Origin of the sequence: Streptococcus sp. 2018162 (assembly GCF_019754175.1) — a bacterium.
Classification (GTDB): Bacteria; Bacillota; Bacilli; order Lactobacillales; family Streptococcaceae; genus Streptococcus; species Streptococcus hashimotonensis.
The window spans coordinates 85,657-109,617 of record NZ_JAIJZP010000004.1; the positions used below are offsets into that span (position 1 = coordinate 85,657).

The following is a 23,961-nucleotide window of genomic DNA, read 5'->3' on the forward strand; positions in this document are numbered from 1 at the left end:
TAACTCCTTTATCTTATAATTAATTCCATTTTCATTTCTTGGCCTTCTAAACCAACGGATTGAAAACCAAGTTTTTCTAAAATGTACCTCATTTTATGATTGCCAATAACATAATTTATAGAAATTTTATGACAAAGCGGATCCGCCTTCGCCTTTCCAATCATTTGCTGGATGGCTTCCTTTCCGTATCCACGATTTTGAAAATCCTTATCAATCAACAAGCGCCATAAATAATAACTATTATCTTTGGGTTCAATAGATAACATTGCAAAACCAACAACTTTTCCGCCAGATAGCACAGCATATGGTAGAATCATTCCCGAATCTTTATATAGCCAAGCTTGGGCTAAAGAATATTCAACCGATGCCACTCGGCGCTGGTCCTCAGGTGCAAGTTGAACTTGTAACACTGCTTCAAAGTTGTCCTTGTTTACTAATTCTAATCGTATCATAAAAATAAAAAAAACTCCCGCCAAATAAGGACGAAAGTTCGTGGTACCACCTTAGTTTAGATAGAGTTTCCCCTATCCCTCTATGTTCGTAACGTGAACGGGCCGTCTTTCCTTACTATTTTCAGGAAAAATCAAACAAAGTGATGATCCATAGAAAGAGATTGTAGGGCTTCCACCATCTCCTACTCGCTATAAATATTTCTACCGACCGTGTCTCTGCTTATGATCTTTATTATTCTTCTGTTGAAATTTCTACAGACTCTCCACTCTCAAAAGCTGCTGCCTGACGAGTTAATTCTGCAATTTCTTCTGGTGTCAATTGACGTGTATAATCCAAACTTTCTTCTTCAACAGGTAGTTCTTCATCCAAAGCCTTATGAAGAACATCACGGAAAGCCTCATCACTTGTTTGAATGTAACTTGCTGTTGGGCGAAGGATCTCCTCCCATTCAGATGAATTAACCAATGATAATTGGCTTTCTACTGTTGATTTCAGACGCTGATGGAAAATACGTGTCTTGTTTTTTAATTCTTCAGTCTCAATGACAACTTTTTTCGCGTTGTCAGTCGCATTACGAAGAATTTCATTTGCCTTATCTTTAGCTTCATGTAACAATGTTGCCGCATCATAGTCAGCTTGTTTAATAATATTTGCCGCTTGATCTTCGGCCGCAACCTTTACTTTCTCAGCTGTATCTTGAGCTAAAAGAACTGATTTACTCAATGATTCTTTCATCTCATCAAAATAAGCCAAACGTTCCCGCAAATTTTTCAATTCTAACTCTTGGTCATGATTTTTACGAATTAAATCCTCATAATCACGCGTTACAATGTCCAAAAAGTCATCAACTTCATCTGCGTCGTATCCTCTAAATTTTGTAGCAAAGGTTTTATCTTTTAATTCTAATGCTGTAAGTGCCATCTTTCCTCCTAAGTTTTAACAATGTCTAACTTTAATTTTATCTTCCCTTGCTTAGAAAAACCTAAAAATTCATTTAGGCGAACTCTACCATATCTCCTAACACTAATTAATTGCCCTATTTCAACTAATTTACTGGTTTGTTCTGTCAGAACATAATCCAACTTCACATGTCCAGCCTCAATCAACTTATTTGCAGTTGCCCTTGAAAGATTAAATGCGACCGAAATCACTTTATCCAATCTCATACTGGAAACCAATACATCCTTTGAACGCCATTCCTGTCCAATTGGTAGTCGAACAGTCATCCATTCTTCTTCCTTTCCCTTAACAGGGACACGAGCAATTTTAGTGATAGATTGTAAGGCAATCTGCCCAAATTTCTGATCGATAAAGACAATCAATCGTTCATCATCAATCAAAATATCACCCAAATACTCCCTTTTAATCCCTAGTTGATTGAGAAAAGTTCCAAGAACTTGTGAATGGGATAAGGTGTGAAATTTTCTAGCATAGGACAAATGAAGAGCGGTTAACTCAAAGTCCTTGATGTCCAACTCATAATAAGCCGGGGCAATAATAACCCGCGAATGTTCAGTCGAAACAAAGTCCCGACTAGAAAACGTTTGTAACTGGTAGTAGTTAGCAATTTTGCATACAATTTCATCTTGTCTAGGATGTAAAAAGTGAGTTAATCTATATGAATACGTATCTTCAACTTGCTGACACATATCCATTATTTTCTCTACAAACTCTCTTTCTTCCCTAGAAAAATGTTGCAATAAGTTTTTGTCATTTTTCATAACTATGCTAACAGTAGCAATAATTGAACCAAGAAGCGAGTTCCCATATTAAGCGCAATCATGGCTGCCATTACGGTCCAATCCAACCCCATAAATTGTAGATTAAATCGCCTAAAGGGTTTTAAAATGGGTGCTACCAGCCATTGAATCAAACGTCCAATCGAGCTTGTGTATAGGCTAGGAAACCAACTTAGCAAAGCGTATGCCAATAAGAGATAGGAATAAATTTCTACAATTTTTAATAGTAAAAAAATCAAAATTTGCATAGCGTTACCGTTTTATATCAAAGTCAAAATTTGAATCAGCCGCACCAGTAGTTGTACCAGCATTGCGCAATTCTTCAATATTGACAGTGACATTTACTGGAGTTAACAGCCACATGGTATTTGAGACCTTTTTCAAATTTCCAGATAATACTGAACGAGCACCATCCAAGTAGTCTAGGCAACGTCTTGCTTGTTGCTCCGACATATATTGAAAATCAATGAGAATACTCGCATTGTCTAATAAAAGATTTACCATCTCTGGTGCATCTTCATAACGTTTTGGAAACTTAATATCAATTGTAGTTTTGACAATCTCTTTTTCGTTATTATTAGTCATCAATTCTTGCTGCCTTTCATGTAGGCGTTGAAGTTGACTTTCTGAACGTGCTTCCCGACGCGTCTCTACTTTTGGCTGCTGTTCGCGCACAGGTGCAGCTGTAGTAGTATTGGCAACACGCATTTTAGGACGATCATTAGGCATTGAATAGGCATCTGCCTGTTCTTCAACTTCATTGACTTCGTCAACTTCAAAGTAATTAAATAAGTTCTTAAATGTATCTTTTAATGCCATATTTTCCTCCTCTCCATTATTCAAAGAATGCTGAGCCAATTCTCACATATGTAGCTCCGTGAGCAATGGCGCGTTCAAAGTCCCCACTCATTCCCATACTTAACTCTGTAAAGGGCATACGTGGTAAGTTCCTTGTAGCTAGTTCTTCTTGGATTTCCTGCATTTTAGAAAAAATCTCGTCTAATTCATCATCTGTAGCATCAATCGGTGCCATCGTCATCAATCCAACAAGTTCAATGTTCTCCAATAAACTAATTTCAGCAAGTGCCGCATCAATCTCAGATACTGCAAAGCCATGCTTACTCTCCTCACCGGAAACGTTGACTTGGAGGAAACACTTGACTATTTTAGTCGCACGTTTATCTATTTCCTGAGCTAGTTTGACAGAGTCTAGGGCGTGGAAATAATCAACAAATGGAATAATGTCCTTGACCTTTCTTCTCTGTAAAGTCCCTATCAAATGCCATGTCAATTGTTTGTCTGCTAGGGCATTATACTTTTCTAAAAACTGATCGACTCGATTTTCTCCAATATGAGTAATTCCAGTATTCACTAGCTGATTAGCAATAGAGCTGTCAACATATTTGGTGACAGCTATTACCTTTACTGATTCACTCGGACGACCTGTCTTCTCAGCAGCTTTTGCAACTGCTGAAAAGATAGCATCCTTATTCTTTTGAAAATTCATTTTAGTTTAGCGATTACGGAAGAATGGTGGTGTATCCAATTCATCCTCATCTTGATCCATTGTAAATTTTTCGACGGAAACAGTAGATGTTGGTTCTGCGTCAGTTGGACGAATCAAGTTTTCACGACGCAAATCCCACTCTCCGAAGGCAGAAGCTTTCGGCGCTTCAGTTTGTTGTACAGCTCCACGAGTTGGTGCTGACGCTACTGAATGATCAAAGCGTTGAGAAGGGCGTGGTGAAACAGCTTCCGTGCGATGGCGGACTGGTTTATCAGCAGTATCTTGACGAACACCTGTAGCCACAACAGTCACACGAATCTCATCTTTCATTGTTTCATCAATAGATGTACCCAACCAAATGTTAACACCTTGACCCGCAGCCTGATTAACGATTTCTGAAGCATCTTCTGCTTCTGTCAGAGTCATGTCATAACCACCTGTAACATTGACAATGACATCCTCTGCACCATCAATTGTTGTTTCAAGAAGAGGAGAATAAATCGCTTTACGAGCCGCCTCAATCACTCGGTCCTCACCAGTACCGATACCGATACCCATCAAGGCGTTTCCTTTGTTTTCCATAACCGTCTTCACATCTGCAAAGTCCAAGTTAATCAAACCAGGATTTGTAATCAAGTCTGTAATTCCTTGAACACCTTGACGAAGAACATTATCAGCTTCGCTTAGTGCTTCTAAAAGCGGTGTTTTCTTATCAACAATTTCAAGAAGGTTGTTGTTTGAAATAATTAAAAGTGTATCTACTTGTTCGCGAAGACCTTCAATTCCCTCAATCGCAAAGTTTCCACGTTTATTTCCTTCAAAACCAAACGGACGAGTCACAACTGCGACAGTCAACGCACCCAAGTTTTTTGCAATACGTGCAATAACAGGAGCCGCACCAGTCCCTGAACCACCGCCCATACCAGCAGTGATGAAGACCATATCTGCACCAGTTAATACATTAGTCAATGCTTCTTCGCTTTCCTCAGCAGCTTTACGACCAACCTCAGGTTGACCTCCAGCACCCAAACCACGAGTCAATTTAGGACCTAGTTGGATAACTGTTTCAGCTTTAGAGCTACTTAGCGCTTGTACATCTGTGTTTGCTGCAATGAACTCAACCCCAGCAACACCTTCTTCAATCATACGGTTAATCGCGTTTCCGCCACCACCGCCGACACCGATTACTTTAATGACAGCACCATGACTAGCTGCTGCTTCAAATGAAAATGCCATAGTTTAAATCACCTTTTCTTTTCTCTTATTCAAACATGCTGCCAAACAAACCACGAATGCGATCTGTGATGTTTCCCTTAGCAGCTGGACGAACTTCTTCTTCCTCATCATGGTAAGTAGGAGCAACTTGTTCCTCTACCTGATCGACTGTGTTCAATTCGTTCACGATTTCTCTTTGAATTGGCTGACTAGTTCGAGGACGAGCAACAGGAATTTCAACTGGCTTATGTCTCAAGGTAGTCTCGCCATTTACTGCATGTTGGGCAATATTTTCAACATCTTCTAACTCACCAACATACTCAACAAAGCTAATCACACTTGCAAATGCTGGATTGCGGATACCAATTTGATTTGGAACAAAAAGTTTAGTGTTAACACCAAACACTTCTTGGGCCAATTCTGTAATTCCTGGTAAGATAGCACCACCACCTACAAGAACAATACCTCCTGGTAAATCTAGAGCACGTGTACGCTCCAAATCTTGTTTCACACGGTCAAAAATCTGACGCAAACGTGCCGCAATCACTTCTGAAAGGTAGCGCTCGGTCACTTCAACTGGAGCGTTTTCTCCAATCACTTCGACAGTGAACTTTTCCTTATCACTTGCATCTTGCGGATAGGCAATGCCGTAGTTGTATTTCAAGTTTTCAGCAATACTCTTTGATGTTGTCAATACTTTTGAAATATCGTTTGTGATATAATCTCCACCTTCTTGGTAGATGTTTGTGTATTGCAACTCTTGGCCACGCATAACAGCCACAGTCGTTTGACCACCACCAAGATCAATGACAGTCGCACCAAACTCACGTTCACCTTCATTCAATACAGAGCGAGTTAGTGCCAACGGAGAAATTACAATATTTTCAACTTGGACACCTGCACGCTCCACCGTTTTACGAAGATTGTGAAGAATGGTACGTGGTCCTGTGTACAGCATACCACGCATTTCCAAGCGAATTCCCATCATTCCACGAGGGTCCTTAATGCCTTGGAATCCATCGACAGTGAACTCTTCTGGAATAAATGAAATCACTTCGCGTTCCGGAGTCATACTCTTTGTCAATGCTGATTTTACAACATTCTCAACATCCAAGTCTGTAATTTCTTGTGAGTCTGTTGTAACAGGAATCATCCCTTGAGTTGGTTCAATCTGAAGAAGGTTGGCAGGTAATCCAACATTTACCTTTTCAATGCGGATACCTGACTTTTCTTCTGCCTGCTCGATCGCTTTTTTAATCGCTCCAGCAGCCACCTCAATATTTACAATAATTCCATCTTTGACGCCAGCACTTTTTACATTGCTGACCCCAATCACATTCATTTCGTTATCAATATATTCTGCAACCAAGACTTTAACGGAGCTTGTACCAATATCTAATCCCGTAAAAAAGCCGTTTCTAGCCATTCTATCAGTCCTCTCTTACTTCCAACTTTAACAAATCATCTTCCATTTTGAAAAATAGTATAATTAGTCATCATTCATTATACCATATTATATCGAATTATGGTGTTTTTAAAGGATTTTTTTATTACTTTTTCTTTACAAAATTGTCTATTTTAGCTTGCATATCTATAAATGCCAACTTCCATATCAATTGTCGTTGGAACTGTCACTTCTGCCGCTATTTTTGTATAGTAAGGCAACTTCTGACTAATCTCACTCAATGGAACTAAAACCGTGTTCCCATCTGCCATATTGAGTGTCAGCAAATCCGCGGTCACTTTACTTGGCGTTAAATTTATTGTCTGAATAGCAGAACGAATTCCTGTATCTATTTTCCCCAATTCAATGGCCAGTTCCTTGATTAATTCCTTGTCGGATAAATTAATCGTTGGGTAGCCTTCTGGCAAGGAATCCTGTGAAATCGACTCTCCACCAACCTCTCCACTAGACAATACTGGATACCACTGACTTTGTTGCTGAATGTAGCCTATTATAGCGTATTCTTTAATTTGAATCGTAAAGGTAGCTGGAAACTGGAACTTGATTGTTGCAGTCTCTACAGACGAACTATTCTTCTTAATATTCTTTGCGTAAGCATCTGCATGCAAAGCTATGGTTACAATATAATCATCTGGAGAGATAAGGCTATAATTTTCTACTTGCTCAGCAGTTAGTCGCTCATTTCCAACGACCTCTATTTGTTTTTTCTTGCTGGTTGGAGAAATAAAATACAGAGCCAAGGCTGCCAATAACAAGCTCGTCACAAGAACTGGAACGGCTTTCCACACTACCTTGGAAGGAATATCAACTTTTAAAGTTTGAACCTCTTTCTCTGTTTCCTTTTTGGATTCCCGACTCTCTTGTCTTCTGTTTATTCCCTGAAAAAGGACTCTTTTACTCTTTCTAGCTTTTGGGCTCTTCTGTTCTGTCTGCCCTTCGTCAACTGCCTGAACATCTGCCTCATCTTTATGAGCAAGGTAGGCTTGGTGGCGTGCTTTCCATTGTTCGAAAAAGGCACTTTTTTCATCATCCGGAGCAGTCATCTCAGGTATGTCTACATCCGTAGAAAGTCCTTTTTCTTCGGCTAATACAGATCCTTTCTCCGCTGGTGAAATTTGTTCTGAATCCAATTCTACTTGGGATGCCTGTTCCACTTCTAGCACTGATTCTTCTACATTTGAATCTTTTTCCGTCATAGAACCTACCTTCCCATATCTTCTCTAAGCAAATTGTAAAAACTATCTACTGACTGAATTTCATTAGAATTTGCCATGTTTTGGATATAAAATTCCTTATTTTTCAATAGCTCATCAACTTCTACTAACAGACTGGCAAATGTCAATTGACTTTCATCAATCTGCTTAGAATATCCCTTTTTCTCTGCATAGAGAGCATTTTCAATCTGATCCCCTCGACTGGCCTGCCTTCCTAGTGGCACAATCAAATGGAGTTGTTGCATGGCAATCAACTCAAACAGAGTATTGGAACCACCACGGGTAATAACGACATCTGCTAAATCCATCAAGGGTTGATAAAGTTCTGTCACATAGTCAACTCTATATAGGTTTTTATCTAATTGGTTGAGACTACTGTCCCCTGTCAAGTTGATAATATTGAATCGTTCGGTCAGAGCAGCACTATTCTGACTGATTAAATCATTAAAGACCTTGGCACCACCCGAACCGCCTACAAACAGTAAGGTCGGCAGACTTTTATCGAAGTGACTGAGAATTTCTGGCAACTGAATTGGTGTAACTTTGTCATTCGTTTGCCCCACTTTTGTAACCGCACCAACATGTTTTACTTTAGTCAAGCTGGCAGGTTGCTCAAAAGTACTATACATGGTTGTCGCAAATTTATAGGCAATTTTATTGGCCAATCCCATTGTTAAGTCTGATTCATGGATAAAGACCGGAACCCGCAGCAAATTAGCCGCAATAACTGGCGGAACCGATACAAATCCACCTTTTGAAAAAAGAGCTTGCGGACGAATTTTAGCAATAATGACCAAGGATTGAAGAACACCGAAACCAACTTTAAATATATCCAACATATTTTGGAAAGAGAAATAACGGCGTAATTTCCCAGTCGAAATAGAATGAAAATGGACATCTAAACCTGATTTCACAACCTGCTCATGTTCAATACCGTTCCCATCACCAATATAGTGAACTTCCCAACCTTCTTCCAAAAATCGCGGAATCAAAAGGAGATTGAGCGTCACATGCCCAACAGTCCCTCCGCCTGTAAAAACAATTTTTTTCATGATTATTTCAACTCCTCAAAGGTCTGTAAGAAGACGTCACCACGCACTTCAAAATTGGCATACATATCCCAGCTTGCATTGGCTGGACTTAACAGGACAATATCTCCTCTTTCTGCCATGGCAAAGGCTTTTCTAGTCGCATCCGCAATATCAAGAGCTTCTATCGTTTCCACTTCTGCCTTATCTGCTGCACGTTGAACACGGGGAGCTGATTGACCAAGGATCACCATTTTCTTTAGTCCGACTAAATCAGGGACTAATTCATCAAATTCATTGCCACGGTCCAAGCCGCCTGCAATCAAAATGACCTTGCTATTGTCAAACCCTGAAAGAGCTTTTTGAGTCGCCAAGATATTGGTAGACTTACTATCATTGTAGAAGGAAACACCATTGATCTCACCTACAAATTGCAGGCGGTGTTTGACTCCTCCAAAGGCAGACAAACTTTCCTGAATCGCTTGGTGGTCTACTCCCAACAATTTTGCAACTACAATTGTTGCCAAGGCATTTTCAACATTGTGTGAACCTGGAACACCAATTTGGTCCGCATCCATGATGTATTCACCCTTGAAATAGAGTTTTCCATCTGCCAAATAAGCTCCATCAACCACTTCCAGCGTAGAAAAAGGAACTACAGTTGCTTTGGTCTGTCCAGCCAATTCCTTGGCTTCTTTCTGGTTGAAGTTGAGCACTACAAAATCCTCAGCCGTCATCTGACGCTGAATCATCCATTTTGCTGCTACATAGTCTTCAAAAGTCCCATGATAATCAATATGACTGGCAATAAGATTAGTCACAACAGCAATATGCGGGCGGAAAGATTCTGTCCCCATTAACTGGAAAGACGATAATTCCATGACCAAGGTATCCTCTGCAGTTGCAGTTTGAGCGACCGAAGATGCTGGGTAACCAATATTTCCACATAATTTTGCAGGTTTATTTCCAGCATTCAAGACTTCTGCAATCATGGTCGTTGTCGTTGTCTTACCGTTCGAACCTGTAATCCCCACGATTGGAGCATCTGATACCAAGTAGGCCAATTCAACCTCTGTCCATACTGGAATTCCTTTTCCAATTGCTTTTTCAACCATGGGATTATCATAGCGAATTCCTGGATTTTTTACCATCAAAGCGAAATCTTCATCCAACAATTCCAAGGGATGGCTCCCGCAAATAACACGGATACCATCTTCCAACAAAGATTGAGCAGTCGGATTTTCTTCAAAAGGCTTTCCATCGTTAACAGTGACGATAGCACCCAATTTATCCAGGAGACGGGCTGCGGATTCCCCTGATTTAGCTAAACCTAGCACTAACACTTTCTTATTTTTTACAATATCAATCATCTTCATCTCAATTACCTTTACTTTCTAACACCTTATTTTACCCTTTACGAAGACCTTTTTCAAGCCAGAGGACAGAAAAACCGACGCAAAGCGTCGGTTAATTTCATCTATATCTATAAGGATCAGGTCGCTCTGTTCTCCTCTGCCTGTCTTTAGGTTCTTTATCGAGATAATAAATATCCCGCATCGCCCAAAAACCAATCAGAATCATTAGTAGACCAACCCAAATTTCCTTTGAAAATTGCATGATTCTTAAAAATCCAAGTACCAAGGCAATCGCTAATGCTACCAGTAAAAATACTGCCGCAATCAAATTCATAGTCCCCTTAATATTGCGAGGTGCAATAAAAATATAAAAAAGTACTAACATGATGGCGAGGATTAAATAAAACATGCTTCTTCTCCTAGAAATTATTCCTCAGTCGCTAATTTTTTCTTTTTCGCAGCCTTATCACGCTCTGCCTTGTTCAAGATTTGCTTACGAAGACGGATAGATTCTGGCGTTACTTCCATGTATTCATCATCGTTCAAGAATTCTAGTGATTCTTCAAGAGTCAAGATACGTGGTGTCTTAATTACAGACGTTTGGTCTTTGGTAGCTGAACGAACGTTGGTCATTTGTTTTGCAGTTGTGATGTTAACTGTCAAGTCATTTTCACGCGAGTTTTCACCGATAATCATTCCTTCGTACACTTCAGTACCTGGGTTGACAAAGATGGTACCACGCTCTTCAATACGCATGATAGAGTAGGTCGTTGCCTTACCTTGATCGATAGAAACCAAAGCACCACGGTGGCGGCCACCGATTTCACCTTGAACAACAGGCAAGTATTGGTCGAAAGTATGGTTCATGATACCGTAACCACGAGTCATTGAAAGGAATTCTGTTGAATAACCAATCAAACCACGCGCAGGCACTAGGAAAACAAGACGAGTTTGACCATTACCTGTCGCAACCATATCCAACATATCACCCTTACGCTCAGATAGGGATTGGATAACAGAACCTTGGTATTCTTCTGGAGTATCGATTTGCACGCGCTCGAATGGCTCCATTTTCACGCCGTCAATTTCCTTGATAATAACTTCTGGACGTGATACTTGAAGCTCATAGCCTTCACGACGCATGGTTTCAATCAAGATAGACAAGTGCAATTCACCACGACCTGAAACAGTCCATTTATCTGGAGAGTCAGTAGGGTCAACACGGAGAGAAACGTCCGTTTGCAACTCAGCCAAAAGGCGCTCTTCAATCTTACGAGATGTCACCCATTTACCTTCACGACCTGCAAATGGTGAGTTGTTTACCAAGAAAGTCATTTGAAGGGTTGGTTCATCGATACGAAGAACTGGAAGTGCCTCAACTGCATCTGTCGGAGTCACAGTTTCACCAACGAAGATGTCTTCCATACCAGAAACGGCAATCAAATCACCAGCTTTTGCTTCTTGGATTTCTTTACGCTCAAGACCGAAGAAACCAAAGAGTTTTGTAACGCGGAAGTTTTTCGTTGTGCCATCTAGTTTAGAAAGGGTAACTTGGTCACCAACTTTAACAGTACCACGGAAGACACGACCGATACCGATACGACCTACGAAGTCGTTATAGTCCAAAAGGGATACTTGGAACTGCAAAGGCTCATCTGAGTTATCCACTGGTGCAGGGATATGCTCGATGATGGTATCGAAAATTGGTGCCATTGTTTCTTCTTGGTCTGCTGGATTGTCAGACAAAGATGAAGTACCGTTGATAGCTGATGCGTAAACCACGGGGAATTCCAACTGGTCATCATCTGCACCCAATTCGATGAAGAGTTCAAGCACTTCATCTACAACTTCTTCTGGACGAGCAGATGGTTTGTCAATCTTGTTAACAACCACGATTGGTGTCAAGTTTTGTTCAAGGGCTTTTTTCAATACGAAACGAGTCTGTGGCATAGTCCCTTCGTAAGCATCCACGACAAGCACAACACCGTCAACCATTTTCATGATACGCTCAACCTCACCACCGAAGTCCGCGTGTCCTGGTGTGTCCATGATGTTGATACGAGTACCGTTATAAGCTACGGCAGTATTTTTTGCAAGGATGGTGATACCACGCTCTTTTTCAAGGTCGTTAGAGTCCATTGCACGCTCATCAAGGTTTGTGCGCTCATCAAGCGTTTGGGATTGTTTCAATAATTCATCAACGAGGGTTGTTTTTCCGTGGTCAACGTGGGCAATAATGGCTACGTTACGGATGTCTTCTCTAAGTTTTGTCATAATATCCTCTGTATATTTTAATTTAACTAAAAAAGTATATCATAGATTGGCGTAAAAATCACAGATAATCTTGTTGTAAATGTTTTCAGATAGCAGATTGAAAGCAGAAGAAAAGAGATTGAAGCCAATCTCTTATAAAATGTTCTCAAAATTATCGCGCACTTCTTGTGGCCAAACGCTGGACTGCACTTCACCGATATGTTTCTTACGAAGCAAGAACATGGCCAAACGGGATTGACCGATACCGCCACCAATCGAAAGCGGGAAGAGACCATTCAAAAGGGCACGATGCCAATCAAATTCCAAACGGTCCTCGTCGCCTGTAATAGCAACCTGGCGCTTCAGCGCTTCTTCATCCACACGAATCCCCATTGAGGACAACTCAAAGGCTGAACCAAGTGCTTCGTTCCAAACCAAGATGTCTCCATTGAGTCCTTTATAGCCTGCTTCTGATGGGCTTGTCCAGTCATCATAGTCTGGGGCGCGTCCATCATGTGGTTTACCGTCTGCCAGTTCACCACCAATACCGATTAGGAAGACCGCACCGTATTCTTTGGCAACCACATTTTCACGCTCTTTTGGTGTCAAGTCTGGGAAGTTCTTGACCAAATCCTCCGTGTGGATAAATGTGATTTTCTTAGGCAAAACAGACTCAATATCATAACGAGCTTCAACTGCCAATTCGGTCAGACGGATAGCCTTGTAAATCTGCTCCACTGTTTCTTTCAAGTAAGCTAAATTCCGACGACCATCAGGGATGACCTTCTCCCAGTCCCATTGATCCACGTATACTGAGTGAATGGGATCCAAGGAATCCTCATCAGGACGAAGAGCCTTCATGTGAACAAAGAGCCCTTCTCCCTCATTAAAACCGAATCGAGCCAAGGTATGGCGCTTCCACTTAGCAAGCGAGTGAACCACTTCATAGGTCGCGTCTGGAATTAACTTCACATTAACAGTGACCGCATTCTCCACACCGGATAAATTATCCTGCATACCATCCCCGACACGACTCAAAATCGGTCCTTGCACTTCTACGATTTCTAGCTTGTCTTTCAAATACTGTGTAAATGTATTTTTGACGAAAGAAATCTCCTCTTGCTGATGAATGAAGCTTTTCTTCATACCTTACCTCCTTAAATTTATACACCTTATTATACTCTTTTTTACCTACTTGTAAAGTCTTTTTATTAAATATTCTGATAATTTAATGGAGGTTTTTCACTTCGGATGTCAGTACTTCTATCACGCCCTCTGTCAAGCGTCTAGGACCACGCACCGCCCTGACTCCCAAATCCATCATGCGCGCTCTCGGCAAAACATCATCGGAAAACTGAGCGAGCAATTCCGCCTGCATCAATTTCTTTTCTGTTGGAATGTCTGATTCCCCGCGATTTTCCAAGTTCGCCCCCAAGACACGGCAGACATAGCGAATGGCCTGTACTGGTGCCGTCACATAGATGGCTACGATGTCCCCAGCTTGAATGGTTGATTTTTGCGACCAATAGACTACCTTATTTTCCGCAAACTCGGTATCAATATCATAGACCTTTGGATTGGCTGGAATAACCCAGTAATCAGGCCCTTGCTCCGCCTTGTAGGATTTTGGTCCTACCAGATAGCGGCTCTTTTCAAGGAGGACCAAAATTGCTTCATCTTCCACAGTATTATCGAGCAAGACTGACACCCAGGTTTTCTTGGACATGTGATAAGCTGGGTAGATGCCCGACTGACTCAGCAGCTCTGCTATTTCCCGACCGTCAACCTTGAGATTGACAATCTCCACCAGCTCTTGGTCAGCGCTCCCATCCAGCTGCCCCCGCTTGACCTGAGTCACCAAAGCGTACCACTTGCTATTGGCAGGATGACGAAAAGCACCTGTCTCGGGCGACTTGGCAAAGGGATAATCAGGTAGATCACCCCACTCCTCCTTGATGAGCTGAGCTATGCGGTTGCTTTGGTCTTTGGAAAATGGCAGAGCGATACAACAAGCCTCCTCTACTCGATCCAAAATGGACTGATAAGTCTCACGCACCTGCCCCACAAAAGCCCCAGCTGGCGCAGTCACCAGATGGGCGGTATAGACCTCCTCCATCTCACAATCCCAGACATAAGACGACAGCTGACCAGCCTCATCAACCTCCACCACCACCTCAAACTGCCCCTCCATGAACACCTCACGGTAGATGTAACGATTGTCGGAAAAGATGAAACCGAAAGGGATGAGAGAGGGGAGGTTGGCTTGGTAAGAATTAGTTTTGTTCATACTACTCCTCTTCTACTTATTTCACCATATTATTTAAAATAGAGCCGAAATATTTTCGACTCTAAGCCACATTATCCTTTGAAACGAGATTTTAATTCGCAATTATATAATTGGTCGTCAAAAAAGAACTTTAATCTTTCTTTGACATTAACAGGTATCTTCTTGTTCACATAAGAAACCATAATGCGAGACTCATTGTTTAACAATTCAAATTTATCGCATTCACTGAATTTAAAACGAGCTTTTCCTGGATTCTTTCCAGCCTGCAGGGGCCTAGACCCGTAATGACTATGTAATTGACCATTAGGCATACACATTATTGATACCATTTCAACTTCCAAAGTCTCAGAATTAGATAATATCACAACAAAATAACTCAAAGTCAACTTTTCATTTGGAGTTCCCTGACTATAATATTTCGGAATATTTGGTGAGTATAATTCTTCTACTCCCTTCCTTTTTTTAATAACACCAGCATAAGAATTTTGGTTCTCCCCCACAAAAATAGAACCAGTAATATCTCCCAAGTTGTCTGTTACAACCGTCTTCATATCCAGGTGAATAAATGCATCTTCGACTTCAAAAAACATATCACTTGATACAGGATTAGAATTTGGCGTTCCAAATGCACGACCATTTAATAATGCATATACAATTCGCTCCGCCCCAACAGCAAATTCCGAAATTTCCTTGCCATATTTTCCATCCCAATCACTTCGGATTTTCTCTTTGGAATTAAATCCTTCAATCATTTCATCTTCGACATACTTCAAAAAATGATAAAATTTCTTTAGATATTTTAATTCTTTTTGTTCAATTTCAACATTTGTCAGCATCTGAACTGTTCTCCATATTTAATTTTATACTTTCCGCAACTCGTTGAGCTAATAAAGGAGGTACTGCGTTTCCAACTTGTAAATACATTTTATTTAAGCTACCCGTAAATTCAAATTCTAATGGAAAACTTTGTAGAATCGCTGTCTCTCGCACACTCAATCTACGCTCTTTGTTCACATGAATTTCAGGCCCTGTTCCGGTAATTGTATCACTTGGCCTATCCCAGTTCGTAATCCTAAGTGATTGTTCAAATTTTATTGGTTTCTCCACAAATGTCGTCACTTGCTTATCATATTTATCATCGAATCCAAGTATTTTTTTCAATTCCCACCAATCACTCGGCTTTGGGATACTTCCAGAATTATTATCTTTCCTAAACCAATGTCCCGCAGTGTATTTGTAACCAAAATGATCATCAATCTTCTTAGTCGACCATCCTGCTTTATCTCTCCAATATTTCAAATAATCACAAATTTCGTGTTGGTTTACATCATACTTTCTTCCCCAAAACTTATCTTTCACATTTTCACTAGCTATATGATTTTTTACTAGCTTTCCATCTACTTTTTGATCCGTGGGTTTCAACGGAACATCTGAAAGCCACCCAATTGCTGTCTCAGTTGTAATTGCTTGAGGCATCAATAGATTTTCACCAGTTAAAGAATGAGTCGTTTCCGGGAATTTATTTTCAGCCCCTATTCGGTTTCCCATAATTAAGACACGTTCCCTTGCTTGTGGAACACCATATTCCGCTGCGTTAACCAATTTATAGTCAACCTTGTAGCCGATACTTTCAAAATCTTTGATAATCATTTGAATAACTTTGCCCTTCCCTAAGGACAAAATACCTTTTACATTCTCTGCCAAAAAAAATTTAGGCTTCTTATCTTTAATTATTCTCAACATCTCTAAATAGAGAAAGTTTCGCTTGTCTTCAGTATTCCTATTTTTATTTGCAATGGAGAATCCCTGACACGGAAACCCTCCTATTACAACGTCAATATCATCTGGAAGTTCCTCACTTTTAACCGTCGTGATATCTGCTAAGACTGATTGATGTGAAAAATTTTTATTATATGTATTTACTGCTTCTGGCATTATATCATTTGCATAGGCTATCTCAAAGCCGGCTTTTTCGAATCCCAAGTCCATTCCACCTGCACCCGAGAATAGGCTAATCACTCTAGGTTTTCTTACTTTCACAAAGACACTCCATTAATTTTCTTATATCTTATCAATTATACCTTAATTTCAAATCGTTCACAAGAATGCGATATCCTATTCCACGCCGTACGCATGAAAACTTTCTTCTCTCCTTTTGAACGTGAATTTTGCTATTCTAAATCTAGGGCCTACTTTTGCACTATCACATTATCCTCGATTTCCAAATAATTGTGGCAAATAATCCTCCACATGAACTGAAATGTAACGCTGTTTACGACGATGACTCAGCTTTTCCTTAGGAAAGTAATAGATGAAGACAGATCTTGCAAACGGCGTTCAAATTGAAGGTCACTCGTTTATCTAAGGCTTGGTTCTTGTCTTCTCGGTAAACTACATCTAATAGCCAATATAGGCTCTCAACCGACCAACGACCACGAACAACCTGAGAAAAAATCTGCACATCACCCTTGAAATTGAGAATAAAGTAACGAATTTCTTCCGTGATGATACCGTCTTTATCAATGGTATTCTTAGTCATCCCAATCCCACGAAGTTTCTGCCATTTCGGGGGGGGGCGTTGGCTCAGCCATTTCACATCGTGAGAAACCCAGTAATCCCTCACCTCAATCTGACTGCTTGCCTTTTCGATGGTCTGATAATAACAGACTTTCTCTGTCAACTGAGATAACAATTTGACATCACTGAAATAGAGATTTTATCTACCAAAAGATCTCCAATCCCCATGGTTGACAGTTCGATCTGACTCATCTCTCTACCTTGACTAGTCATAACCACCCGTGAAAACGGGTGGCTTGTACACCGGCTATAAGCCGTTTCTCTCCAGCGACGTCTAAAGACGTTCGCTGAACTTCGTTCAGGTTAGTGCTATAATTACTTGACTAATGCCCGTAACAACGGGCTTTTATCTTGTTCTAAAACTGCCATCTGAAAATGGATCTTCATACTCTTTGACGCTCAATTTATCAAGTGCAATGTCATTTTTCTCCTGCTCGCGAATGTATTTCGCAACTGTCTTTTCGTTCAGCCCAACGGTACTAACATAGTAGCCTCTAGCCCAAAACTTTCGATTTCCATACTTATATTTCAAATTAGCATGTTTATCAAATATCATTAGAGCACTTTTACTTTTCAAATATCCCATAAAATCGGAAATCGAAAGTTTTTGGGGTATCAAGACAAGCATATGAACATGGTCTGGCATCATGTGTCCCTCAATGATTCCCACGCCCTTGTATTGACATAGATGACGAAAAATATCAATTAAGTCCTGTCTAATTTTGTAGTAAATGGATTTTCTACGGTACTTAGGTGTGAAAACTATGTGATAGAGCACATCCATTTGGTATGTGATAAACTGTAACTGGTTTTAGCCATTTCTTTTTCCTCATTTATCTAACCTGAACAATTAGATTATAACTGGAAAAAGAAATGGAAGCTCAAAGCCAGCCACCAGCATAGCTGGTGGTTTTCTTGTTTTTCTCTACGAGAAAAACTGACCCGAAGCCATAATAAAACAGCCACTTACAAGAAAATCCGCAATTTTACCTCTAAAGGTATTGACGAAAACTTCATAAACTGATCTATTATGGATTCCACCTGAACGTTTATTTCGATGAAAACCATCTACAAATGCCATACTATAGCTAAATTCAAATGCTTCTCTTATATGTTCTTGTTTTATAGGTTCACCTTGAAACACCTTAGTTTTTGTATGTTTTTTATTTCACCTTTTTTCATTCTAGTTCTATACATCATCTTTTTCCTCTTTTAATAATACAATTAATCAAAATCTCTGGTGCATAAAGCACATCCTAAAACACACCAGATCAATAAAATAAAATTGCATCGACTCCAACAACTGAACCTTAAAACCTAAATTCAAAAAAATAGTCCTATCTAGTTGATAGAACTATTATCTAACTATAGTTAGAAGGGAGGTAAAGGGGAAGAAAGACAATCAACTAAAAAGCAAAACTATAGCCTCAAATTTTTTATAACTAAATAATCACTTTCTTAACTATTTAAATCCAGTTCACTTATTTGAGAAATAACACTTTCATAGAATTTTTGATCCGTATTTTTTATGAACATTGCTAAACCTTTAAGATGTTCAATATAATTTAATTTTCCATAGTTACCTGTATAAATGAGATGTGATATTACTCCAAATTTTCTACAGTAATATAACTCCTTAAGCAATTCTTTTTTAAACCGATTAGGAACAGAAATGGAGGATTCTTTAACTATAATTCCAGTTATTTTTTTAGGACTTTCACCTATAATCAATCTAGTTTTTCCTAAATTAGCACTAAAACCAGAAACTTCTAATATGTCCATAACTTCTTGTTCTATTTCTTTTAACTTAGACTTCACTTTATATTTTGATGAAATAGTAATATCATCTGCATACCTAGTATATTTAAATTCGTATTTTGAATAACATGATTTTTTCAATGTATTTATCAGTTTATCATCAAAGTCTTTCAAAATTATATTTGAGATAAACGGACTAGTCACGAAGCCTTGTCTTACATAACCATTATTAGTACATAACTCAGCAAAAACTTGAGAAACTGCTGAATTGTAACCTAAAGATAGGAATATTTCCTTTACTTTTGTTATTGGAATTGAATCAAAAAAATTACTTATATCCATCTTTAAAATAGCTTTATTACCAACATGAACTCTAGCATTAGTGAAAATTGATTTTTCTCGAACATAAGCATGAGCAACATCCGATATTGACTTTTGGACTAAAATATTATCTACAATCCAACGTTGAATTATTTTTAGATGTTCAGAAGGGCTAGAAATAAATCTTGTTTCACCATTATATTTGCATTTTGAATAAACCAAATTATTATCTTTTACAAAATCTATAACATCCTCAGTCATAGCTATTTTAAAAAGCAATTTAATTTGCTGTTCGCTTACCAATATTGAATTCATGTTACCTCCTAAAAAACCACCTTTTATGCTGGTGGTTTTGAAGTACTTAACTTACGAAACTTGTGAAGTAAGTTAACAATAAGCTGAATTTTACGAAATGCAATGAAGAAAAATTTAGCTAATTGGGAAATTACTTTATAAAGATTCACTTAAGCATAGCAACTTTGCTATACCATACTACCACTGGTAGTAATTCTACTTCTTTTTCATTATACCATATTCTAGTTATATGAGTACAGATTCATCAATAAAATCATCAATTTTTGGTATTGATTTTACACCTGCTATTGTAGAACGTCCAAGTTTAGTTAACTTAATTTCTGAATAGTCACCTTCGTATTGAATATACCCTGCTCTCTTTAACGCATCAACAATTTCATAACAGCTATCTTTTGGAATGGAGATAATTTTCGGTATATCACTTACGATATCATCCCATTGACGTTTTTTCCCCCCCTCAAAACTACTCAACAATATTAAAATCATCAAATTCACCTTAGGACTCACATGCTTTATTCTATTATCCTTAAAGTCTAGTCCTTTCGACCTTCTAAAGTCATATTTTTCTAACGTTCTTTTTAGATACTCGGTATCCTCATTGTTAGATACTAAATTATTATTCGTCCTTGGAAATAAGGGTGCCCAATTTTTATCATTTCCCCTCCAAAATAATGAAATGGTGTTATTCGGAGTTTCTAAATATGTAGAGACTAATGCATGTAAACTATATTTGCTTTCTTTTAATTCTAAACATTTTAAAACTTGTGCATACTCCCCTTCATAACTCTTAAACCATAGGGTATCTTCTGGTACTTCATAAATAATAGTATTTTCCAATTCATTACATTTCAAAAAATCAATTAACTTATTTTGAGCAACTTGACTAATTTCTAGAAAACAAAAAATAATACGTACTTTTAACTCTTTTAATTTTTTTAACTGAGTTAATGTCGTACCCGTATTTAAAAATTTATCAATCAATGAATTTCCTGTACCAACAAAATCTTCAAAGATAATAATTTCATCCAAAGTATCTATTTTATTGATCTGATGAGATTTAGCCCTTTTCTTAATATCCTGAAATATATCTTCGAGCTCTACACTTGACCGCCCACCATTTTCAACTAGTAATGAATAATAAGCTTCAATCTCCTCTTTAAATATAATTATCCAGTGAAATAATTGATTTGTAAGACCTGTATAAGTTTCAGCTTTGCTATTCTCTCTTATTTCATATAGCAATGGAGTTATTATGCCAGAAGACTCCTCTCGCTCTTCTTCTTTTTTTAGATATGTAAAAATAAAATTCTCTTTCGATGCAACCTTAACTTTTAAAAAGTTTTGAATTCTAAGTTTAGAGTAATAATTATATTCATCTAACATTGCACTGTAAGATTCATAGAGTCCACTATTTTGAGTAAAAAATTCACCTTGCTTTTTTATTGCAATTTCAATCCAATCAGATATTTCTGAGCTATCAGTTTTAGTAGTAATTTTTAAGTACTTTTTTCTGATTTCATCTTCATAGCATAGACTTCTTTCTTTTTTATTTGGCTCCCTAAATAAAAAAGAAAGAAATTTCAGTAACTTTTTAATCAATATTTGCTCTCCTTGTTAGCTAACTTATTACCTCATTATACCACAAAACCCCAACCATTATAGGTTAGGGTGCTATTTTATTTATACTTTTTTTCAAATTTGGTTCGTTCTCTAAAAGTCTGAAATACTTGGTAGTTAGAACTATTCCACCAACTTCTTCATCTCTTCAATCCGTCCTACTGTCGCATCATATTTGGCTTGGTAGTCGGCTTGTTTTTCTTTTTCTTTTTCAACGACTTCTGGTTTGGCGTTGGCGATGAAGCGTTCGTTGCTGAGTTTTTTGCCGACCATGTCTAGTTCTTTTTGCCATTTGGCAAGTTCTTTATCCAGACGAGCCAACTCTTCTTCTACGTTGAGGAGGTCGGCTAATGGCAAGAAGATTTCAGCACCGGTGATAACAGCTGACATGGCTAATTCTGGTGCAGCGATGCTTGAGCTGATTTCCAACTGTTCTGGATTGGTAAAGCGTCGGATGTAGTTTTCGTTGGCTTTGAAGAAGTTTTCAAGCTCGCTATCTGCCGTCTTAATCAAAATGGTAATCGGCTTAGATGGCGCAACATTCACTTCTGCTCTGCTATTGCGTACCGAACGAATCAAATCCTTAAGGCTTTCCACTCCCTTGTGTGCTTCCGCATTTTCAAAGGCTGGATTGACAACAGGGTAAGCCGCCACCACGATAGAGCCCTCTGCGTACTGAGCGAAGATCTCTTCCGTCACAAACGGCATGATTGGGTGGAGGAGGCGAAGGATTTGATCCAGCGTGTAGAGAAGAACAGAGCGAGTCATGACTTTCTCAGCCTCGTTGTCGCTGTAAAGCACTTCCTTGGTCAACTCAACATACCAGTTGGCGAACTCTTCCCAGATGAAGTTGTAGAGGATGTGACCAGCCACACCAAACTCGAACTTGTCGAAGTTTTCAGTGACCTTGGCAATGGTTTCGTTGAGGTTGTGGAGAATCCAGCGGTCCGTCACGTTACCAGCCTCGCCAGCTGCGACTTTGGCGACATTTTCACGCGCCACATCCAAGGTCAACCCTTCATTGTTCATGAGGATATAGCGGGAAATGTTCCAAATCTTGTTAATGAAGTTCCAAGAAGCGTCCATCTTCTCATAAGAGAAACGAACATCTTGACCAGGGGCAGAGCCGTTTGACAGGAACCAACGCAAGGCGTCCGCACCGTATTTCTCAATAACATCCATCGGGTCAATCCCGTTTCCAAGCGACTTGGACATCTTGCGACCTTCTTCATCACGGATCAAACCGTGGATCAGCACGTTCTTAAATGGCTGACGGCCTGTGAACTCAAGCGATTGGAAAATCATACGAGACACCCAGAAGAAGATGATGTCATAGCCCGTTACCAAGGTTGAAGTTGGGAAGTAACGCTGGAAGTCCGCCGCGTTTTCATCAGGCCAGCCCATGGTTGAGAATGGCCAAAGGGCAGAGCTGAACCAGGTATCTAGGACATCCTCATCCTGTACCCAACCGTCACCTGCTGGAGCCTCTTCTCCGACGTACATTTCGCCAGATTCGTTATACCATGCTGGAATCTGATGACCCCACCAAAGCTGACGCGAGATAACCCAGTCGTGTACATTTTCCATCCACTGTAGGAAGGTATCGTTGAAGCGTGGTGGGTAAAATTCTACCTTATCAGCTGTTTCTTGGTTGGCAATGGCATTCTTAGCCAATTGGTCCATTTTGACAAACCACTGGGTTGACAATCGCGGCTCGACTACCACACCTGTACGCTCAGAGTGTCCAACGGAATGCACACGGTTTTCGATTTCAACAAGGGCACCCAGCTCTTGCAACTTCGCAACCGTTGCCTTACGAGCTTCAAAACGGTCCATACCTGCAAATTCGCCTGCCAACTCGTTCATAGTACCATCGTCGTTCATAACATTGACTTGCGGCAGATTGTGGCGTTGACCTACGAGGAAGTCATTTGGATCGTGGGCAGGTGTGATTTTCACAACCCCTGTACCAAATTCTGGGTCTGCGTGCTCATCCGCAACGATTGGGATTGGCTTGTTCACGATTGGCAGGATAACATTTTTACCAATCAAGTCCTTGTAACGTGGGTCTTCTGGGTTAACCGCCACCGCAACGTCACCGAACATGGTTTCAGGACGGGTTGTCGCAACTTGAAGGGCACGAGAGCCATCTTCCAACATGTAATTCATGTGGTAGAAGGCACCTTCGACATCCTTGTGAATCACTTCAATATCTGAAAGAGCAGTTCTGGCAGCTGGGTCCCAGTTGATGATAAATTCGCCACGGTAGATCCAGCCTTTTTTGTAGAGTTCTACAAAGACCTTGCGAACGGCTTTTGACAAGCCTTCGTCTAACGTGAAGCGGTCACGTTGGTAGTCCAAAGACAGACCCAACTTGCCCCATTGCTCACGAATGGTCGCTGCGTACTCATCCTTCCATTCCCAGACCTTGTCGAGGAATTTTTCACGACCAAGATCATAACGGGTCACGCCTTGCTCCCGCAAGCGTTCCTCAACCTTAGCCTGAGTGGCAATCCCCGCGTGGTCCATACCTGGAAGCCAGAGAGTATCAAAGCCCTGCATCCGCTTCTGGCGGATAATAATATCTTGAAGGGTGGTATCCCAAGCGTGTCCCAAGTGCAACTTCCCTGTTACGTTTGGCGGCGGAATGACGATCGAATAGGGCTTAGCCTCCGCATCGCCTGACGGCTTAAAGACATCTTGGTCCAACCAAGTTTGGTAACGCCCAGCCTCAACCTCGGCTGGATTGTATTTTGGTGATAATTCTTTTGACATTATTTTTTCTCCTTTAGTATTCTTTAAGAAAATTGGCTTATACTATCCTCAAGCTAGAAATAGCCCAATTCTTTTTCACATA

General features: G+C 39.8%; 20 protein-coding genes and 2 pseudogenes. All 22 read right to left on the bottom strand.

Features of this window, described 5'->3' with window-relative positions:
* Positions 1–8: 8 nt before the first annotated feature.
* The 22 genes and pseudogenes from K5Q22_RS05330 to K5Q22_RS05435 all read right to left on the bottom strand — a co-directional run bounded on the left by K5Q22_RS05330 (position 9) and on the right by K5Q22_RS05435 (position 23,879).
* Entirely contained in the window at positions 9–452 is a 444-nt protein-coding gene (locus tag K5Q22_RS05330; protein ID WP_029171398.1) for a GNAT family N-acetyltransferase, read from the bottom strand.
* A gap of 232 nt (positions 453–684) precedes the next feature.
* Complete coding sequence (locus K5Q22_RS05335; protein ID WP_024385043.1) at positions 685–1,374, bottom strand: DivIVA domain-containing protein; 690 nt, start codon at positions 1,372–1,374, stop codon at positions 685–687.
* An 8-nt stretch (positions 1,375–1,382) separates the two neighbouring features.
* Complete coding sequence (locus tag K5Q22_RS05340) at positions 1,383–2,174, bottom strand: RNA-binding protein (protein WP_105242353.1); 792 nt, start codon at positions 2,172–2,174, stop codon at positions 1,383–1,385.
* Between the two features lie 2 nt (positions 2,175–2,176).
* Positions 2,177–2,440: a YggT family protein gene (locus K5Q22_RS05345; protein ID WP_002943042.1), complete on the bottom strand. Its 264-nt coding sequence runs from the start codon at positions 2,438–2,440 to the stop codon at positions 2,177–2,179.
* A gap of 4 nt (positions 2,441–2,444) precedes the next feature.
* Positions 2,445–3,011 (bottom strand): cell division protein SepF, encoded by a 567-nt coding sequence (locus K5Q22_RS05350; RefSeq protein ID WP_024406976.1) that lies wholly within the window; start codon positions 3,009–3,011, stop codon positions 2,445–2,447.
* Positions 3,012–3,027: 16 nt separating this feature from the next.
* Positions 3,028–3,699, bottom strand: coding sequence for a YggS family pyridoxal phosphate-dependent enzyme (locus K5Q22_RS05355; RefSeq protein WP_202846109.1), 672 nt, complete (start codon positions 3,697–3,699; stop codon positions 3,028–3,030).
* 6 nt (positions 3,700–3,705) lie between these two features.
* Positions 3,706–4,935, bottom strand: a complete 1,230-nt coding sequence (ftsZ, locus tag K5Q22_RS05360) for a cell division protein FtsZ (RefSeq protein ID WP_029171401.1) — start codon at positions 4,933–4,935, stop codon at positions 3,706–3,708.
* A 25-nt stretch (positions 4,936–4,960) separates the two neighbouring features.
* A complete protein-coding gene (gene ftsA / locus K5Q22_RS05365) occupies positions 4,961–6,340 on the bottom strand; it encodes a cell division protein FtsA (protein WP_205013735.1) in 1,380 nt (459 codons plus the stop codon).
* Positions 6,341–6,492: 152 nt separating this feature from the next.
* Positions 6,493–7,575: a cell division protein FtsQ/DivIB gene (locus tag K5Q22_RS05370; protein ID WP_024406979.1), complete on the bottom strand. Its 1,083-nt coding sequence runs from the start codon at positions 7,573–7,575 to the stop codon at positions 6,493–6,495.
* Positions 7,576–7,580: 5 nt separating this feature from the next.
* On the bottom strand, positions 7,581–8,645 hold the full coding sequence (locus K5Q22_RS05375) for a UDP-N-acetylglucosamine--N-acetylmuramyl-(pentapeptide) pyrophosphoryl-undecaprenol N-acetylglucosamine transferase (RefSeq protein ID WP_024406980.1): 1,065 nt from the start codon (positions 8,643–8,645) through the stop codon (positions 7,581–7,583).
* Between the two features lie 2 nt (positions 8,646–8,647).
* Positions 8,648–9,997 (bottom strand): UDP-N-acetylmuramoyl-L-alanine--D-glutamate ligase, encoded by a 1,350-nt coding sequence (murD, locus tag K5Q22_RS05380; protein ID WP_024406981.1) that lies wholly within the window; start codon positions 9,995–9,997, stop codon positions 8,648–8,650.
* 97 nt (positions 9,998–10,094) lie between these two features.
* Entirely contained in the window at positions 10,095–10,385 is a 291-nt protein-coding gene (locus tag K5Q22_RS05385) for a DUF3165 family protein (protein ID WP_024385052.1), read from the bottom strand.
* 17 nt (positions 10,386–10,402) lie between these two features.
* Positions 10,403–12,250: a translational GTPase TypA gene (gene typA, locus K5Q22_RS05390; protein WP_044679889.1), complete on the bottom strand. Its 1,848-nt coding sequence runs from the start codon at positions 12,248–12,250 to the stop codon at positions 10,403–10,405.
* Between the two features lie 132 nt (positions 12,251–12,382).
* Entirely contained in the window at positions 12,383–13,375 is a 993-nt protein-coding gene (gene asnA / locus K5Q22_RS05395; RefSeq protein ID WP_014637558.1) for an aspartate--ammonia ligase, read from the bottom strand.
* 82 nt (positions 13,376–13,457) lie between these two features.
* Positions 13,458–14,516 (bottom strand): MmcQ/YjbR family DNA-binding protein, encoded by a 1,059-nt coding sequence (locus K5Q22_RS05400; RefSeq protein ID WP_205013734.1) that lies wholly within the window; start codon positions 14,514–14,516, stop codon positions 13,458–13,460.
* A 71-nt stretch (positions 14,517–14,587) separates the two neighbouring features.
* Positions 14,588–15,352 (bottom strand): hypothetical protein, encoded by a 765-nt coding sequence (locus K5Q22_RS05405; protein ID WP_205013733.1) that lies wholly within the window; start codon positions 15,350–15,352, stop codon positions 14,588–14,590.
* The gene (locus K5Q22_RS05410; protein WP_105134487.1) at positions 15,336–16,556 is read right to left on the bottom strand and encodes a DNA cytosine methyltransferase; all 1,221 of its coding nucleotides are present in this window, start codon (positions 16,554–16,556) and stop codon (positions 15,336–15,338) included. The genes K5Q22_RS05405 and K5Q22_RS05410 overlap by 17 nt, the downstream gene beginning before the upstream one ends.
* A gap of 168 nt (positions 16,557–16,724) precedes the next feature.
* A pseudogene (locus K5Q22_RS05415) lies at positions 16,725–17,229 on the bottom strand (ISAs1 family transposase); the annotation flags it as partial.
* 210 nt (positions 17,230–17,439) lie between these two features.
* Positions 17,440–17,912 (bottom strand): annotated as a pseudogene (gene tnpA / locus K5Q22_RS05420) (IS200/IS605 family transposase).
* A gap of 639 nt (positions 17,913–18,551) precedes the next feature.
* On the bottom strand, positions 18,552–19,487 hold the full coding sequence (locus tag K5Q22_RS05425) for a reverse transcriptase family protein (RefSeq protein ID WP_205013732.1): 936 nt from the start codon (positions 19,485–19,487) through the stop codon (positions 18,552–18,554).
* Positions 19,488–19,712: 225 nt separating this feature from the next.
* On the bottom strand, positions 19,713–21,086 hold the full coding sequence (locus K5Q22_RS05430; RefSeq protein WP_205013731.1) for a hypothetical protein: 1,374 nt from the start codon (positions 21,084–21,086) through the stop codon (positions 19,713–19,715).
* Between the two features lie 141 nt (positions 21,087–21,227).
* Positions 21,228–23,879: a valine--tRNA ligase gene (locus K5Q22_RS05435; protein ID WP_205013730.1), complete on the bottom strand. Its 2,652-nt coding sequence runs from the start codon at positions 23,877–23,879 to the stop codon at positions 21,228–21,230.
* Positions 23,880–23,961: the final 82 nt, after the last annotated feature.

Excerpts from the sequence above, each read along its gene's own strand:
- K5Q22_RS05405 (WP_205013733.1), bottom strand. The coding sequence starts at position 15,352 with ATGCTGACAAATGTTGAAATTGAACAAAAAGAATTAAAATATCTAAAG.
- K5Q22_RS05370 (WP_024406979.1), bottom strand. The coding sequence starts at position 7,575 with ATGACGGAAAAAGATTCAAATGTAGAAGAATCAGTGCTAGAAGTGGAA.
- K5Q22_RS05385 (WP_024385052.1), bottom strand. The coding sequence starts at position 10,385 with ATGTTTTATTTAATCCTCGCCATCATGTTAGTACTTTTTTATATTTTT.
- K5Q22_RS05400 (WP_205013734.1), bottom strand. The coding sequence starts at position 14,516 with ATGAACAAAACTAATTCTTACCAAGCCAACCTCCCCTCTCTCATCCCT.
- ftsA (WP_205013735.1), bottom strand. The coding sequence starts at position 6,340 with ATGGCTAGAAACGGCTTTTTTACGGGATTAGATATTGGTACAAGCTCC.
- typA (WP_044679889.1), bottom strand. The coding sequence starts at position 12,250 with ATGACAAAACTTAGAGAAGACATCCGTAACGTAGCCATTATTGCCCAC.
- asnA (WP_014637558.1), bottom strand. The coding sequence starts at position 13,375 with ATGAAGAAAAGCTTCATTCATCAGCAAGAGGAGATTTCTTTCGTCAAA.
- ftsZ (WP_029171401.1), bottom strand. The coding sequence starts at position 4,935 with ATGGCATTTTCATTTGAAGCAGCAGCTAGTCATGGTGCTGTCATTAAA.
- K5Q22_RS05345 (WP_002943042.1), bottom strand. The coding sequence starts at position 2,440 with ATGCAAATTTTGATTTTTTTACTATTAAAAATTGTAGAAATTTATTCC.
- murD (WP_024406981.1), bottom strand. The coding sequence starts at position 9,997 with ATGAAGATGATTGATATTGTAAAAAATAAGAAAGTGTTAGTGCTAGGT.
- K5Q22_RS05340 (WP_105242353.1), bottom strand. The coding sequence starts at position 2,174 with ATGAAAAATGACAAAAACTTATTGCAACATTTTTCTAGGGAAGAAAGA.
- K5Q22_RS05435 (WP_205013730.1), bottom strand. The coding sequence starts at position 23,879 with ATGTCAAAAGAATTATCACCAAAATACAATCCAGCCGAGGTTGAGGCT.
- K5Q22_RS05330 (WP_029171398.1), bottom strand. The coding sequence starts at position 452 with ATGATACGATTAGAATTAGTAAACAAGGACAACTTTGAAGCAGTGTTA.
- K5Q22_RS05355 (WP_202846109.1), bottom strand. The coding sequence starts at position 3,699 with ATGAATTTTCAAAAGAATAAGGATGCTATCTTTTCAGCAGTTGCAAAA.
- K5Q22_RS05350 (WP_024406976.1), bottom strand. The coding sequence starts at position 3,011 with ATGGCATTAAAAGATACATTTAAGAACTTATTTAATTACTTTGAAGTT.
- K5Q22_RS05425 (WP_205013732.1), bottom strand. The coding sequence starts at position 19,487 with ATGAATTCAATATTGGTAAGCGAACAGCAAATTAAATTGCTTTTTAAA.
- K5Q22_RS05375 (WP_024406980.1), bottom strand. The coding sequence starts at position 8,645 with ATGAAAAAAATTGTTTTTACAGGCGGAGGGACTGTTGGGCATGTGACG.
- K5Q22_RS05335 (WP_024385043.1), bottom strand. The coding sequence starts at position 1,374 with ATGGCACTTACAGCATTAGAATTAAAAGATAAAACCTTTGCTACAAAA.